This window comes from Methylomonas sp. 11b, from assembly GCF_000515215.1.
Taxonomy (GTDB): Bacteria; Pseudomonadota; Gammaproteobacteria; order Methylococcales; family Methylomonadaceae; genus Methylomonas.
Window position 1 is genome coordinate 436,124 of sequence record NZ_KI911557.1, and the last position, 15,312, is coordinate 451,435.

The 15,312-nt window shown below is 53.4% G+C and carries 15 protein-coding genes and 1 pseudogene; 10 read left to right on the top strand and 6 right to left on the bottom strand.

The features are described 5' to 3' along the window. Positions 1–163 precede the first annotated feature (163 nt). On the bottom strand, positions 164–649 hold the full coding sequence (gene mobI / locus METH11B_RS0102115) for a conjugative transfer protein MobI(A/C) (RefSeq protein ID WP_026600567.1): 486 nt from the start codon (positions 647–649) through the stop codon (positions 164–166). Between the two features lie 487 nt (positions 650–1,136). On the opposite strand from mobI, the gene METH11B_RS0102120 reads away from it, so the two are divergent. The 3 genes from METH11B_RS0102120 (at position 1,137) to METH11B_RS0102130 (ending at position 6,857) form a co-directional block, all read left to right on the top strand. Next, the gene (locus tag METH11B_RS0102120; protein ID WP_036276678.1) at positions 1,137–2,147 is read left to right on the top strand and encodes a conjugal transfer protein TraF; all 1,011 of its coding nucleotides are present in this window, start codon (positions 1,137–1,139) and stop codon (positions 2,145–2,147) included. Further along, entirely contained in the window at positions 2,144–3,598 is a 1,455-nt protein-coding gene (locus METH11B_RS0102125; RefSeq protein ID WP_026600569.1) for a conjugal transfer protein TraH, read from the top strand. The genes METH11B_RS0102120 and METH11B_RS0102125 overlap by 4 nt, the downstream gene beginning before the upstream one ends. A 61-nt stretch (positions 3,599–3,659) precedes the next feature. Continuing rightward, positions 3,660–6,857 carry a conjugal transfer protein TraG N-terminal domain-containing protein gene (locus METH11B_RS0102130; protein ID WP_026600570.1) on the top strand — a complete coding sequence of 1,066 codons (3,198 nt, stop codon included), beginning with the start codon at positions 3,660–3,662 and terminating at the stop codon, positions 6,855–6,857. 3 nt (positions 6,858–6,860) lie between these two features. Here the strand turns inward: METH11B_RS0102130 and METH11B_RS28985 are convergent, their stop codons facing one another. The 5 genes from METH11B_RS28985 to METH11B_RS0102160 all read right to left on the bottom strand — a co-directional run bounded on the left by METH11B_RS28985 (position 6,861) and on the right by METH11B_RS0102160 (position 10,864). Then, on the bottom strand, positions 6,861–7,439 hold the full coding sequence (locus tag METH11B_RS28985; RefSeq protein ID WP_036275547.1) for a hypothetical protein: 579 nt from the start codon (positions 7,437–7,439) through the stop codon (positions 6,861–6,863). A gap of 77 nt (positions 7,440–7,516) precedes the next feature. Continuing rightward, entirely contained in the window at positions 7,517–8,068 is a 552-nt protein-coding gene (locus tag METH11B_RS0102145; protein ID WP_026600572.1) for a FlhC family transcriptional regulator, read from the bottom strand. Next, the gene (locus METH11B_RS0102150) at positions 8,065–8,376 is read right to left on the bottom strand and encodes a flagellar transcriptional regulator FlhD (protein WP_026600573.1); all 312 of its coding nucleotides are present in this window, start codon (positions 8,374–8,376) and stop codon (positions 8,065–8,067) included. Before METH11B_RS0102150 ends, METH11B_RS0102145 begins: the two co-directional genes overlap by 4 nt. Positions 8,377–8,394: 18 nt before the next feature. Continuing rightward, complete coding sequence (locus METH11B_RS0102155; protein ID WP_026600574.1) at positions 8,395–9,051, bottom strand: transglycosylase SLT domain-containing protein; 657 nt, start codon at positions 9,049–9,051, stop codon at positions 8,395–8,397. 400 nt (positions 9,052–9,451) lie between these two features. Then, the gene (locus tag METH11B_RS0102160) at positions 9,452–10,864 is read right to left on the bottom strand and encodes an aminotransferase-like domain-containing protein (protein WP_026600575.1); all 1,413 of its coding nucleotides are present in this window, start codon (positions 10,862–10,864) and stop codon (positions 9,452–9,454) included. Positions 10,865–11,011: 147 nt separating this feature from the next. On the opposite strand from METH11B_RS0102160, the gene METH11B_RS0102165 reads away from it, so the two are divergent. The 7 genes and pseudogenes from METH11B_RS0102165 (at position 11,012) to METH11B_RS0102195 (ending at position 15,190) form a co-directional block, all read left to right on the top strand. Further along, positions 11,012–11,938: a DMT family transporter gene (locus METH11B_RS0102165; protein WP_026600576.1), complete on the top strand. Its 927-nt coding sequence runs from the start codon at positions 11,012–11,014 to the stop codon at positions 11,936–11,938. 29 nt (positions 11,939–11,967) lie between these two features. Next, the gene (gene ilvE / locus METH11B_RS0102170; protein WP_036275549.1) at positions 11,968–12,846 is read left to right on the top strand and encodes a branched-chain-amino-acid transaminase; all 879 of its coding nucleotides are present in this window, start codon (positions 11,968–11,970) and stop codon (positions 12,844–12,846) included. Beyond that, positions 12,843–13,307 (top strand): annotated as a pseudogene (locus tag METH11B_RS29680) (DinB family protein); the annotation flags it as partial. The gene ilvE and the pseudogene METH11B_RS29680, both read left to right, overlap by 4 nt. Further along, positions 13,289–13,384 carry a hypothetical protein gene (locus METH11B_RS30085; RefSeq protein ID WP_442919019.1) on the top strand — a complete coding sequence of 32 codons (96 nt, stop codon included), beginning with the start codon at positions 13,289–13,291 and terminating at the stop codon, positions 13,382–13,384. The pseudogene METH11B_RS29680 and the gene METH11B_RS30085, both read left to right, overlap by 19 nt. Further along, entirely contained in the window at positions 13,377–13,868 is a 492-nt protein-coding gene (locus METH11B_RS0102185) for a cupin domain-containing protein (protein WP_026600580.1), read from the top strand. The genes METH11B_RS30085 and METH11B_RS0102185 overlap by 8 nt, the downstream gene beginning before the upstream one ends. Positions 13,869–13,931: 63 nt before the next feature. Next, positions 13,932–14,513 carry a histidine phosphatase family protein gene (locus tag METH11B_RS0102190; protein WP_026600581.1) on the top strand — a complete coding sequence of 194 codons (582 nt, stop codon included), beginning with the start codon at positions 13,932–13,934 and terminating at the stop codon, positions 14,511–14,513. A gap of 257 nt (positions 14,514–14,770) precedes the next feature. After that, entirely contained in the window at positions 14,771–15,190 is a 420-nt protein-coding gene (locus METH11B_RS0102195; protein WP_026600582.1) for a hypothetical protein, read from the top strand. Positions 15,191–15,312 lie beyond the last annotated feature (122 nt).

Below are 15,312 nucleotides of genomic sequence, written 5' to 3' on the forward strand. Positions count from 1 at the left end.
AGTGATAATTTCAATTTGCTCGCCGAATTCCAGACATTCGAATGGATTTCAGGATGTATTAATCGTTGAAATTGAATGGCCATCCCGACCGACAGGTAATCGCCGTATCGGGGTCTATCTTTCTAGCAAGCCGATTGGAACAATGCTCGTAATCTTGCAATCATCAACCGATGAATTTGTTATTGGCTTCGGCTTCAATTACCCTGCAATAACGCTGCAGAGCATCCCGAATTTTTCCCAATCGATCGAGCTGTTGCCGGATATGGGCAAACTCGGTTTCCAGTTCTTCGACTAATTCCGTCTCCCAGGCGGGTTCCCCCTTCAGCAGGTTGCCGAGCGGATAACGATAGCCGCGGCCTTTCTTAACGTACTGCGCAATTGGCTTGGTTTGACCGTTTTGTCGTAACGTGGCCATGCGATACCACTCAATGCTGAAACCGCGTTGGTTTTCCCGGCAGCGGATGCGGACGCCGATTCGGCCCGATTCGCTTTTGCTGTGTTTTTGGCGCTGGCTTTTCATTTGGCGCCAATAATCATCGACCAATACTTTGGCTTGTGCCTGGAGATGATCGCACCGGGTTTCGATCCAATGCAGCAGGTCTTGTTCAGTAAGATTGAGCTGACTGTTGACAGGTTGTTCGCTTGACATGAATTTTCCTATTACTTAACTGTAGGGATAGACATGGACAATGCCTAACGGGATTTTCTTTTAATTCCGAGCCTTGGAAAGCGCCTTACTGCATAGCCATATGCACATTGAATCCCTACCGCAGTAGGCATTTCACTGTCATTTACTCGATGGCTCATTTAGGCATTGCCTTGGCAAAACGGCGTGACTCATGCCTACCTAGGAAATAACTTCGGCTTTCAGGCCGATTGCCGTTGCCTCGTTTCCCTACTAGCGTAGGCAAATCGAAAGTCGATTTCCTGTTGGGATTTACGGGTCATCGCCCGTTCGCAATAACGCCAGTATTTTAGGCAACCGATATGGGGTACCGATTGCAGTTGACGCCGAATTTGCGATCGTCTGCCGTTACGGTCGGATTCTGCGATAGCTTTTGAACCATCTTGCAGCTGATGGCGTTTTCGTCGTCAGCTGCAAAAGTCGCTGGGAAGATCTGACGGACAATGGCGCGATGAACCGAATCGCCATTTCTTTACCAATCATCATGAGTTTGTGTCTCAGAGCCTCGCTGGCGATGGGTAAAGACGACGCGCCCGAGGTTTCCTATTTTGCCGACAAACAGCGCGGCTGGTTTTGGTATGAGGTGTTGCCGGAGCCGGCAAAACAAAACCAACCCGAAATTCAATCCGTTCAGGAAAAACCCAAGCCTGATATCAAACCGCCCAGCGTCGTTGAAACTGAAGTTGAAACCACAAATCAAGCACAGACTTCTGCAGAACCCCAACCGATGTCTTCAGCCTGGTTAAAGCAAAACCTTGAGCATTACCTGAACCAGGCGATCGACGATCCGAGTCCCGAGAATGTGGCGGCGTTCTATTACCTACAGCGGGTGATGATGGATAAAGCCGAGCGGTTTACCAACGCCGCGCGCTACGTGGTGATGTCTGATCCGCAACTCGATGAAACCGTGCGCCGACCCGTGGCAACCTATGCGGCTAACGAAGCCAATCATCAAGCCAGTGTGGTCGCCGAACAGGCTTTGAAAGCGATTGCCGCCCAAGCCGGTATTTTGTTTTTCTTTCGGTCCGATTGCCCTTATTGCCATGTGCAGGCGCCGATTCTGGCCATGCTGGAAAACGCTTATGGTTTCAAAATCTATCCCGTGTCGCTGGATGGCCTACCGATGCCGAATAGCTTTTTTAGTCAGTTCAAGCGGGATAACGGTCAGGCCGCGATGTTGGGGGTTGAGCAAACCCCTGCGCTTTTTCTGATGAAACCGCCCAAGCAAATCGTGCCGTTGGCGCAAGGCGCCTTGTCGCTGGAAGAAATCACCGGTCGGATTCTGCTGGCGGCCAAGGAAGCCGGCTGGATCGATGCCACGCAATACCAAACCACCCAGGGCATTCGTAACACGCCGATGTTGTTACCGACGGCCGGTAGCATCAGCCCTGCGGTCACTCGAGATCCACTGTCACTGATCCAGGCATTGCAACGCAGTGCGCATTTGGGGAGCACGCCATGACGTCGTTTACGATTCGATTACGCTATCGCCAGGTCGTTGTATTGATCCTGTTGATCGAGAGTTCTCTTCCAGCCTATGCCGACCTGCAACAGGAAATGGACAGTATGTTCGGCACCATGACCAATTTCACGGCCCCAACCGCCCATTTGGGACAGCGCCGTGGCGTGATTACCGGCGGCAGCCTGGTGGCGCGCAATGGCATCACCAATACCAACCTGGTCTCGTTCGTGCCGCCGTCATTTAGCGCGGGTTGTGGCGGTATCGATTTGTTTGCCGGCAGCTTCAGTTTCATCAACTTCAACCAGTTCGTGCAATTGCTGCGCAATGTCGCCGCCAATGCCTCAGGCTATGCATTCCAACTCGCCGTCGGAGCGATGTGTCCCTGGTGTGCTTCGGTGATGACCGATCTGCAAAAGAAAATCCAGGAGATGAACCAGATGTTCAGCAACTCCTGCCGGTTGGCGCAGGGCTTGGTGAACGATACCGTCAAAGCCTTCGACCTGCAAAGCAAAACCAACTTGTCCAATGCCTCGTTTACCCAAGGCATTTCGGATGTCTTTTCCAGTTGGACCAATACCAGCACCCTGGGCGATCCGGTACAGCAGGTCAAACAGAACGACCAGACGGATATGACCAAGATCATCCAGGGTAATCTGGTGTGGCGGGCCTTGGTCAATCAGAACGCCGGCGGCTGGTTTCGGTTTGGTGGCAACAGTTTGCTGGAAGCGGCGATGAGTATTTCCGGAACGGTGATCGTCGATGCGCCGCAAGCCGCGCCCGACGGCAAAGGCGAGAACAATGCCATCAGCGCGCCGCCACCGGTGTTGCGGATCAAGGATTTGATGTACGGCAATGACGCCGGCAACAGCTATCAGACCGTCAGGCTGTATACCTGTTCGGATGGCCACGATGCCGATCAGTGTCTCAAACCCATTGTCCAGAATGTCAATCTGGTCGGCTTGAAGCAACGGGTGATGGAGATCTTGTTAGGATCGGCCAATTCCGGCAACGGTTTGATTTACAAATTCTCGACCAACAGCGGTCAAATCACCGACAGCGAAAAAGCCTTCATGCAAACTGTGCCGGATGCCATCGGCGGCATGATTCATAACCTGGCAAGGGAGGATGCCGGTATTGCCAAACTGTGGGCCGAAGAAGCGGCGCCGGTGATTGCCTTGGAACTGGCGCAATTGATTGTTAACGATTTGCTCGCCGCAGTACAAACCGCCGCGCACATGAACGACCATGCCTACGCCAAATTGCTGATGGATGCCTTGAAGGAGGATGCCCGTGAGCAGATTCAAGACGAGTACGTCACCATCGCCGGCCGCTACGGTAATCCGCAAACCTTGATGGCGTTTTACCAGCAATTGATGAATACCGTGAAGCCTAAACACTACGGCACCGTGGCGCAGTTGCCGGCTTCCGGGATGGCTTGGCCAAGTCCTTAAACGTTCATTCCACGTCCCCCATGATGGTTTTCTTCCTCGTTGTTTAAAAGGCAGGTCGCCCATGTTTGAAATCTTCTCCGTGGGCGATTCCGCCTATTTGCAAGCTGTCCTGAATGCCATCGCGATGATCTCCGGGACTGGCGATTACCGGACCGCCGCAGCCGTCGGTGGTTTGATCGGGGTCATCATCGTCATGCTGCGGGCGCTGTTGCAATGGGATGGCAGGGGCATTCGCTATCAGGATTTATTGCTGGCCTATGTGTTGTGGTTGATGTTGTATGCACCATCGGTGCGGGTGTCGATCGAAGATGCGTATACCGGCAGCGTGGTGGTTGTCGACAATGTGCCGTTGGGGCCGGCGGTAGTGGGTAGCGTGATGTCGAACATGGGCTATCGCACCACACGCTTGTTTGAGCAGGGCTTTGGCACACCGTCGATGACCGGCAATGGTTTTGCGGACAGTTTGCAGACTTTGACGGCGGTGCGGAAGAATCTGCTGTCGCGGGTGAATTTAGGCGCGGCCAACGTGCCGAATGCCGGCAGCGACATGGAAACCTCGTTTGCCAACTACGTGCGTGAATGCACCTTGACCGGTGTCGATCTGAACCAGAAATCGGTGGATGCCATCTTGCGCGATGCCGATCCGTTGAATGCGATAAGGTTTGATTCCGACATCTACATGACGGAAATCTATGTCGGCGGACAACCGCAAACCAAAACCTGCACGGATGCCTGGGCCGATTTGAGCGTGGTAGCCACCGGTAATTTCGCGACGGCGCTGGAAGGTTTACTACAGCCCTCCCTTGGTGTGCCGGCGGCAGCCGACACGGTACCGAAAATTCAGGACGCCTTCGATGCTTTGGCCGGGCCAGGAGTAGTCGATGCCGCCGATTACATGCTGATGTCGGCCATTATGCCGATGTTCGAGAAAGGCGTCATCGGCCGGCATGAAGACGGCTTACACTGGAACAAGGCGGCGATGGTCGAACAAGCCATTCAGCAACGCAATACCCAATGGGCGGCCGAGCAAACCCTGTTTGCCAAGATCGTTCGGCCCATGATGGCCTTCATCGAAGGTTTGAGTTATGCAATCGCCCCGATCATGGCCTTCGTGGTGATGCTGGGCAATGTCGGTATCCGGATGAATATCAGCTACTTCTCGATGCTGCTGTGGATCCAGTTGTGGATGCCGATTCTGGCGGTGATCAATCTGTTCATCCAGATGTCGGCCGCCGGCAAAATGGCAGCGCTGACCACGGCTACCTATAACCTGCCGTCGATGATGGGCATTTACCAGCTGGACATGGAGTTGCAGCAATGGCTGTCGATTGGCGGCATGCTGGCGGCGTCGACACCGGCGATCACTTTGATGCTGATCTATCGTGGAGCGGTAACCGCCACCCATTTCTTAGGACGCATGGATGGAGGTGATTACGTGAATGAGAAAATCGCCACGCCCGATGTGATCAGCCCGGCGCCGGTTTTGAATGCCCAGGCGCAACATCAATACAGTCCGTTGTCGGCGGTCACCCAAACTGGCGTCGACAAAGTGCTACCCACATTTACCGCCGGCAAAGACATGAGTACGGCGGTATCGTCGGCTTATAGCGCTTCTGAACAAGCCACCAGTAACTTCATGCACAGCGTGTCGTCGACGGCTTCGAAGTCAGCCAGCATCAGCAGCGATGCATTTGACAGCCGTTCGCTGGGTAATCAAATTGCCAGCAGTTCCAGTTATACCGATGCTTATAACCGTCAGTTCGGTGAAGCCTTTGCCAAGAAACATGCCGATACCGGGATTTCCGCCGATCAGTTCTCGGCGTTGGTGGCCGGCAGTGCCAATGCCGGGGCCAAGCTGGGTAGCGACCAATTGAGTGGTGCGATCTCGGGTCGCTTGCAAAACGACTTCAAAGTCAGTCAGGACAAGTCCGACGCCATCGCCGCCGACATCAGTCAAACCGTCAACGACAGTCAGGGCTATCAAGCCGGCTTAGCCAAAAGCCTGGCGCTGGATGCACAAACCGGCACCCGAAACGTTGCCTCAATGGGGCTACAAAATCAATCGTTGTCCTCGTTGCAAAACAGCGCAACCGACGCGGTATCCGCCAGCGAATCCTATCAACAAACCCTATCGGCCCAACAACGCTTCGGGACTCAAGCGAGTTTCGGCGCGGCGGAAACCGGGTACAAAATCGCGCACGATCCCGGCTTGATGGAACGTCTGGACCAAAACCTCGATCAATATGGGCTGCGTGGTGATACCCAACGACTGGCCTCGCAGTGGAAAGCCGCAGGTTGGATCAGCGATGCCGATCAAGCCTATGCCGCCGCTGGTATGTCGTTATTGACTGGGTTTTCGTCACCCAGTTACCGCACGCTGGATGATCAACAAACGCACCAGGCGCAACTCTTGGGTTACCAACTGCTGGGCGATGCCTTTAATGCACCGCAAGCCGATCAAACCTTGGATGCCAACCGTAATGAATCCCTGAAAGCCAATGCACCGGAAACAGGTAAGGTTCAGGCTACCGTCGAACAGGCTCAGCTTAAAGACCCACGCACTGAAACCGAATCGCTAAATCAGCGTGCACAGGCACAGATTCGTTCGGCAACGGGGAAAATTGCCGGTGGCGAAGCCCGTGTCGAAGCACAATATGATCGTAACCTGGCAGAGCGTGAACAAACTTCAAAAGAAGGCTTTGGGCAATTGGCGAATGTCAAAGCAGAGCACTTTAGACAATCGATTGCGGCAGCGGCCAATGAAATGCCTTCGGTAGCTGAGGCGTCGTTTGATTATTTGGGTGGTGGCATTTACAACTCAGCGAAGAATCTGGAAGCTGTGGGCTCCGTTAGCAATCAACATATCCGAGAGTTTGCTGAGTTTGTACAACAGGGTCAGGCAAAAGGGATGAGTATTTGGGATTCGATAAAGTATGCGTCAAACCAGTCGTATTCCGGTTTTAAAGACGCCTCGGAAGTATGGGCAGATCAGAGAGTAAACGAAGTTGCAGATAGGTTGACTCCAGGTCAGCAGGCTTATTATCGAGCTGCCATGTTTGAAGCGGTTGCAGGAATTGCCGTTGCTGGCGAATATGGCGGCACCCTTGGTATTGCAAGAAGCCAGTTAATAGAAGAGGAAGGCAGTATCGAAGGTAATGATATCGCCAAGCTACTTAAAAGTGTAGCTGGTCAAGGCCGCATGGATCTGATTGACCAGATTGGGAATTACAATCGGGCGCGAGGCCGCATAAACTATTAACTTTTACTGAGAATAATTTCTAGCGGCTGCAAAACCGGCTAGTATCCATCGAACTATCATCAGGAAGGAAGCCATCACGACGTAACGAGTTAGATCATCTCTAACATACTGAATCAGAATTGCGATCAAAGCTATAGCCGACCAATAATAGCTACTGTTGTGCGATAACTGTTCCGCAATGAATTCGATAGTTTGATAAAAAAGTTCAGTTAGGCCGAAAGCGCTGAAAATGATGCTACCGAAAATCCCAAGGGCTTCCATCTCGCTAGGCAGTATTTCCATCGTTGCAAGAAGCCAAATCAAACCAAAGCCAGCGGCTACCAAAGCTATTCGTTTAAACGCAGCGAATGAAACAATTTTTTGGGAAAACCGTTGTAAAAATTGCTGTAATCCACTCGGAAACCGCGCAAACGTCGCGCCACAGAAAGGGCAAACCGACTTGGTTGGTCTGCCATAGTAAACGACTACTCTAGGCACCATGGATCGGCTACATTCGTTGCAAATCACGGTAGCATGATGTCCGGCAAAGACTGAGGGTTTGGAAGTGTCTTTTCGGCTTAATTGGGATGAGAATGTCGCCATTGGTGGACTCCACTTCGAATATTCGGCTGATCCTGAATTCTAGTGGCTACTATCCCAAGATTCTTGGAAAGAATCAATTAGCCAATGAGGTATTTGGATTTACGCATCTGGTTTAGCACGCACATTTGGCAGACCTGTTGGTATTTACAGCCATGAATAACCAAATAGGGCGTATGGCAGGTCGTACAGTAAGGTAGTACTGCAAGTCCGTCTTTCAGGGCTTCGGTGATAATCCAGGCTTCATCGAAATTTGCAGGCCTTATGCGGCCAAACGGTCGACGTTCTTGAATATGGTTTGTATAGAATGCACAAAAAGTATCCCAGGCAAAAATCATAGCGTTCAGGTCTATTTCCGATCTGATATCACCCGGACAAGCGCTTCGATAGATTGAAGCAAATAGGGCCATGTACAGAAACGATTCGCGTGCCTGCGGCATCGCCGTAATACTTGGGACTAGCCCCGATACCGGGCTTTCTCGGTGCAAGGAAAAATAAAGGTTGCACAATTCTTTGGGGCGCAGGGTTTTGATGGCCCGGCATGCCAATACCGTACGAAGCTTTCGCTTCAGTAATTGATAGGCCCAATACTGATCTTTAAGCCGAGTAGCATAGGCGCAATGGTTGCTCATGACTCGGGAGGGTGGGTGGACAAAAGCATCAGGAGATCGATGGCCCGTGCATCGAGTACATCCGGGACTTCGGCTTTTGTGGTGTTTAGGAATTCGCTCCATTTGTGAGAGTTGAAACGGGGAACAAAGGTCAGGCAATCGTTTCGTGCCAGGCTCTTCAGTCGTTCGAGCGGCATCTTTCTGAGCAATGAAACCGCGTCTGCCGTTAAGCCCAGGCAGAACATTGCTTTCTGTTCGCTTTCGGAAAAAATTAAGGCTTGAGCGACGATGAGGTAGTCGAGATTGAGTTTGTAAAGGTTTTCATCCATTCTGCAATCCTCGATTGACTAAAGAATTGCTCGGATTTGATTCGCCAGGGCAATCACTTTTTGCCCGTACTGGATGGCTGCTGGCTCGTTTTGCCAACTGTAATATCGGCCGATTCCATGAGCGAGATTGTCTGGCGCCGATTGGATGGCCTCTGAGAGTACGCTAGCGCCGATTTCGATATTGATGCTCGGGATCAAGAGTTGTTCGGGTTTCGCAACGCGGTGGCCATGCCATCGCAGATTCACTTGCATGATGCCGACGTCGATATTGCGCTTACCTTGGTCCAGCATTTGATTGAGTAAAACTTCTGCCTCCTGCTGACTGTTAGGAATAAAGGAGTTGCCAGCGTTATTGATGGCCCAGGGCCAGGGCATGACACGATTCTGTTCACCGTTTTTCCGCGACTCCATGAGCGCAACGGCATACAGAATATAGGGATCAATGCGATGTCTACGGGCAACTTGTCCCCACTGCGTGTTTTGAAATTTAGTGTTTGATGCCAGGGACTGTTGGCTGTTGCCATTCGCTTGAATGGAATCAGCAGCCATTGATTCCATGGGTTGGCTGATGAGGCAAAGGCCACTGAACAATCCAATCCAAAAATGCTTAATAGGGTTTTGGATTGAAACGCCAGGGTGCTTAACCCCCTGTTTTTTTATGTGAATAATTAACATCGCTAGCTCACCGTTATGGTTTTGAAGCGAGTTTAAGACGTTGCCAGAAATTCTATATGTTCGAAAAACCTCTCTTTTAGCTGTTTTTCGCCGATCCTCCTGCTTTTTTACTTGATCTTATGATCGGAAGGAATGTGATGACTTGGGAGGGCGGATGGAGCTGAGGATTATGTGTGCCACCAAGAGCATTTTTATGGCGCGACTTTTAGTGTAGTGACAAATTAAATGGCGCTATATAGTCAATAGCGACACAAAGCCCTGAATGGCTTCTGGGGCTTGACCAAAATCGACAATGAGGTGTTACTTCAATTTGATAAAACCGCTCGTTGGCTAGCTGAGCTGTATTGACTCGAAGGCTTGATTTTGGATGACTCAGGGCATTTGGGAATTACAATCCGGACTATTCATCGTCGACCATTTGTCCCAATTTGACCAACGCCTGATTGACTCGCTCGTCCCAATCCACCGCGCAATTCAGGCGGATGAAATTGCGGTATTTTTGTGTTGCCGAGAACATCGGGCCGGGCGCGATGCTGATACCTTGCGTTAACGCCCGCCGGCTCAACGCCGTCGCATCGACAGTTTCCGGCAGCTCCACCCAGATTACGAAGCCGCCCTCCGGTTGGGTAACACGAGTGCCAGACGGGAAATAAACGCCGATGGCCGCCGTCATTGTTTCCACCGCTTGCCGATATTGGTTGCGTGCCTGGCGCAGATGGCGTTCGTAGCCGCCCTTGGCCAGCATTTCCGCGACCGTCAATTGCGCATGGGTCGGCGTCGCCAGATTGCCGACGTATTTCAGGTATTCGGTTTGTTCCAGGTACGGCCCGGCCACCAGCCAACCCACCCGCAAACCGGGACACAGCGATTTGGAAAAAGACGAGCAATACAACACTCGTCCCTCGCTATCCCAGCTTTTCGCCATCGACGGCCGTTGCGGGCCGAAACCTAGGTCGCCGTAGATGTCGTCTTCGATCAGCGCGATCCGGTAGCGGTTGACCAGATCCACCAAGGCGCGCTTGCGGGCATCGCTCATGCAATAGCCCAGAGGATTGCTGTAGTTGGGAACCGCGATACAAGCCTTGATCGGCCATTGCTCGCAGGCCAGTTGCAGCGCGTCCAGCGCGATGCCGTCGCGCGGATGGGTCGGAATTTCGATCGCGCGTAGCGATAACGATTCGATGATCTGTAGTAGTCCGTAAAAAGTCGGCGATTCGATGGCGACGATGTCGCCCGGTCGGGTGACCGCTTTCAAAGCCAGCGTCATCGCTTCCTGGCAGCCGTTGGTGATCAGAATGTCGTTGGGATCGACCGGGCAGCCTTGTTCCGACATACGGCGGGCGATTTGCCGGCGTAATTCCGGCGCGCCCGGCGGAAACTCGTAATTGGCAATGCGTTTGCTGTAGTGGCGGGCCACGTTGGCCGACAGCTGGGCCATTTTTTGCGTCGGCAAAAACGACGCCGCCGGCACCGCTGCGCCCAACTGCACGATTCTCGGATCGTTGGCGGCCTTGACCAAACGCAACACCAATTCCTGACCCGTCACCAATGACGGTTCGCGCGGCGGCGCCGAAATTGCCGGCTCCTGCAGCGAACTGCGCGGACGCGACCTGACGTAATAACCCGAGCGCTGGCGAGCATCGAGATGACCCTGGTCCTCCAAAAGCCGCAATGCGCTGACTGCCGTTGCGGTGCTGACCTGATGTTGCTGACTGAGCTGACGAACGCTGGGCAGGCGTGCCCCTGGTCGGTACAGATTCTGCGCGATGGCGTTGAGTAAATGTTCGGCGAGGTTTTCGTAACGAAGATTCATGGCAGTTGCAATACAGTTCCGGCGTTTAGGTATCGATACAATTTATCATCAGTCAAAATTGTATCGATGTAATTTACAGAATTTGCATCTGTATCGATAGTCTGATCATAGTCTAAAGTAGCCCCTCCAATCAAACAGGGCAAGACTATGAAATTCCGCTTGTTGAACCGCGCCAAGTTTGCCGTTGGCGGCCGAAACCCTACGACGCTTCCCCAGCCTTCCGAGCTGACGCGCGGTTATTGGTTCGGCTGCGCGGGCATCCTCGGTTTCAGCTTGACATTGCCGGCGACCCGGCTGGCGGTGGCGGAACTCGATCCGGTATTCGTCGGCCTGGGCCGAGCGGTCGCCGCTTCGTTGTTGGCGGCATTGGCGTTGTGGTGGCGAGGCGGTCGCTTGCCCAAAGGCAGCCAATGGCTCAGGTTGGCCGCAACCGCCAGCGGGGTGGTGATCTGCTTTCCTCTGTTGTCGGCGTTGGCGTTGCAACACGTTTCTGCAGTGCATGGTGCCGTGGTGGTAGGGCTGACGCCGTTGTTGACCGCCGGTTTCGGCGTGCTGTTGTCGGGTGATCGGCCGGCATGGCGATTCTGGCTGGCAACGGCATTGGGTAGCTCCGCGATCCTGATCTTCGTTTACCGGTCCGGTGTGGCAGGTTTGCAGCAAGCCGATCTGTATTTACTGGCGGCGATTGCCTGCGTGGCCTACGGTTATGCCGAAGGTGCGCGGTTGGCCAAACAGCTCGGCGCTTGGCAAACCATCAGCTGGGCCTTATTGATAAGTGCACCGCTGTTGCTGCCGTGGGTGGTGCAAACCGCGCCGCCGCGCTTCGAGCTGGTCGGCTGGCCTAGTCTGTTGGGCTTCGCCTACGTCAGTGTGGTCAGCATGTATCTGGCATTTTTTGCCTGGTATCGCGGTTTGGCGCTGGGCGGTACCGCGCGGATCGGCCAACTGCAATTGCTGCAGCCGTTTCTAAGCATGGCGGCGGGTTCGGCGTTGATCGGCGAAAGCGTCGAGATTGAACAATTGGCAACCGCGTTGGCGGTTCTGGCTTGTGTTGTGATCAGCCGAAAATCGTAAAAACAAAATTTATTTTTCAGGAGAAATCGATGAAACCCCTCTCAATGTGTTGGTTGAACGGTGAACTGATGCCCGCCGAACAAGCTTTCATTCCGGTCAACGACCACGGACTGCTGTACGGCGACGGCGTGTTCGAAGGCATACGCTTTTACAAGCGCCGTGCCTTCCGTCTGCAACGGCATTTGCAGCGACTGCAGCTGTCGGCGCGGGCGATTGCGCTGGAAATACCCCTCTCTACCGACGAATTAACAACCGTCATCGGACGGCTGATCGAAGCGTTTGCCGACGACGACGGCTATATCCGTTTAATGGTCACACGCGGCGCCGGAGCGCTGGGCTTGAATCCCAAAAGCTGTTCGCAGCCCAATGTCATCGCCATTGCCGACCAGTTGACGATGATAGCCCTTGACGAACAACAGGCCGGTGCGAGGCTAATCGTGTCCTCGATACGCCGCTTGCCGGCCGACGGCCTGGATCCGCGCATCAAAAGCCTGAATTATTTGAACCACATCCTGGCCAAGATCGAAGCCAACCATGCCGGCGCCGACGAAGCAATCCTGCTCAACGCCCAAGGCCGGGTCGCCGAAGGCACCGCCGACAATGTCTTCATCGTCCGCGACGGCTGCTTACTGACGCCGCCTTGCAGCGAGGGCGCGTTGGAAGGTATCACCCGCGTATTGGTGCTACAGTTGGCGCGGGACAACGGCATCGAAACCAGGGAGCAGCCCTTGGGCGTGTACGACCTGTATGCTGCCGACGAATGTTTCTTGACAGGCACCGGCGCGGAACTGATTCCGGTCGCCAGTATCGACTGCCGATCAATGCCTGGTTGCCCCGGCCCGGTATTTCAAAGCTTGCAACAGGCCTTTCGGCGAACCATAGACCAAGAGTGCGGAGGCATCTCATGAATTTGTTGGAAAATTTGCTGTTGCTGGCGCGTTACAGCCAGTGGGTCAACCAGCGTCTGTACGACGCTTGCGCTACCTTGGCGGATGCCGAACGCAAACAGGATAGGAGCGTATTTTTTCATTCCATACACGGCACCTGGAACCATCTGCTGCTGGGTGATCGCGTCTGGCTGGCGCGGTTGCAAGGTCGGCCGGTGCCGTATCAGCGCTTGGATTTGGAGCTCTACACCGACTTCGCTGAACTGCGGGCAGCGTAAGCCGATTGCGACCAGACTTTGCTGGATTGGATTCAAGGCTTGCAAGCCGACGATTTGCAACGGCGCTTCGCCTTTCGCAGTCTGTCCACCGGGCAAGATAAAGTGTTGGCCGTGGCTACCATGCTGACTACCTTGTTGAACCACAAAACTCACCATCGCGGCCAAATCACCGCGCTGTTGAGCCAGTGCGGTTGCGATTACGGCGGCATCGATTTTATCTGCGCGCCGTTTGTCGACTAATCTTGCATTTTTTAACTCTTAGGATCATTCCCAATGACTGAATCAGCGCCCCCAATTGCCGTCGTAGCGGAGCAAGTGCCGCCACGCGCAAGAAAATCCTTGTATCCGCAAGCCATTTTGGACCTGCATGGCGCCCGGCTGGCAGGCCGGGAAAAGCGGGCGTTAGGCGAATTATTCGGCCTGCAAAACTTCGGCGTCAATCTAACCAAATTGGAACCCGGCGCGATTTCCGCGTTGCGCCATGCACATAGCCAGCAGGACGAGTTCATCTACATCTTGCAAGGCTGCCCAACCCTTTACACCGATGTCGGCCCCACGCCTTTGTCGCCCGGCATGTGTGCCGGTTTTAAAGCCGGCAGCGGCGATGCCCACCGGTTAGTCAACGAATCAACGAGTGATGTCCTGTATCTGGAAATCGGCGACCGCAGCGCGGGTGACCAAGTCGTCTACCCGGACGACGACTTGCAGGCTGCCTTTGTCGACAATAGCTTCCGCTTCGCCCGCAAGGACGGCACGCCGTATTGAGCGCTTTGAAATTTTTCGCCGCCAAGATAGGCGATTCCTGTTACAGCGTCGCGCAAACCTGACATGCAAATCATCCTGTTAAGACACGGCAAACCGGCTGTCCAACTGTCGGGCATGGCTCGCGGCAAGGATTTGGCCGCTATCGCCAAGGCCTACGACGCATCCGGCATCGTCGACCGGCCACCGCCGGAAATCTTGGCGGAACTGCGCCATCTCAGCTACGTGGTATGCAGCGATTTGCCGCGCTCGGTCGAATCGGCCCATGCGTTGGGGTTTGGCCAATTGCATGTGGCGGATAGCTTGTTTCGCGAATCGGCGCTGCCGCATTTCGACAGCGGTTTGATTGCACTACCCATTACGGCGTGGGTGATGGTTTGTCGATTGCTCTGGTTGGCCGGTTTTGGGCAAAACGGCGAAGCTTATGCAGTTGCCAAGTGCCGGGCGCTACAGGCCGCAAACCGGCTGATCGGCTTGGCGGAAGCGCATGGCAACGTCTTGCTGGTCGGTCACGGCCTGATGAATTACCTGATTGCCCAACAACTGCGCGCCAACGGCTGGCGCGGCCCGGCCAAGCCGGGAAAACGTTTTTGGGAGTATGGAGTATATGAATGCGGCGCAGTCAGTGCTGGACTGGTGAAAACATAAAACTCTAGTCGCGTACAAAGGCTTAATTGCGGGATAGTGGTGGCTGGTCACTGAGTAAAGTCCAACCCTTGCGGTCGAACGCTCCATCTGATTCAATGGTTCAGATTTGGCCTTAACCAACCACTGTTACTTGGTTCCGATGATAGACGAAAGGAAAAAACAAATGCAGATCAATGCTTTATTGCGTCGATGTAAATTTAGCGGTAGATATGTTGTTAACCATCTAATTCCTTGTTATGCCTCACAGGAGACGAGTCGTGGAACGACTGGAAATTAATATCCCAGAATCTGAGTTTCAGCGTCTTAACACCCTGTTTCCGCCAACAGTAAAGAGCTCAACCGTAGGCAATAGAGCCGTAGAGCTAACAAAATTCCATTTCAGATCTATAGACCCACTGTGCTCATTCCGAGAAAAAGTGGAAGACTGTGATCTCGAAATCACATCAAATGGTCAAGTCCAGCGAATAGAGATCAAGGGTACCGCCGCAGCCAACGTTGCTTGGTCAAAGTTGAAAATCAACGGCACTCAATCACATACAGCTCTTCTTGCTGGCATGCTTCTGTATCGCGTCATCCGGGTATACGAGCGAAACCCAGCAATATTGGTATTGCGTTATCCTGAAGACTTCTCAATGAATCCAGAGCCGCGATGGAGCGTAAAACAAAATGAGGCATAACGAATAAGGTTAGATTGTGTGAGCAACGCGAACCACAATCTGAACCGTTTGTTGGACAAGCCCGGATTACAAAATAGCGGTCATTTAATATGGGAAATGTTTCTTGACAAGATGTTGAGACT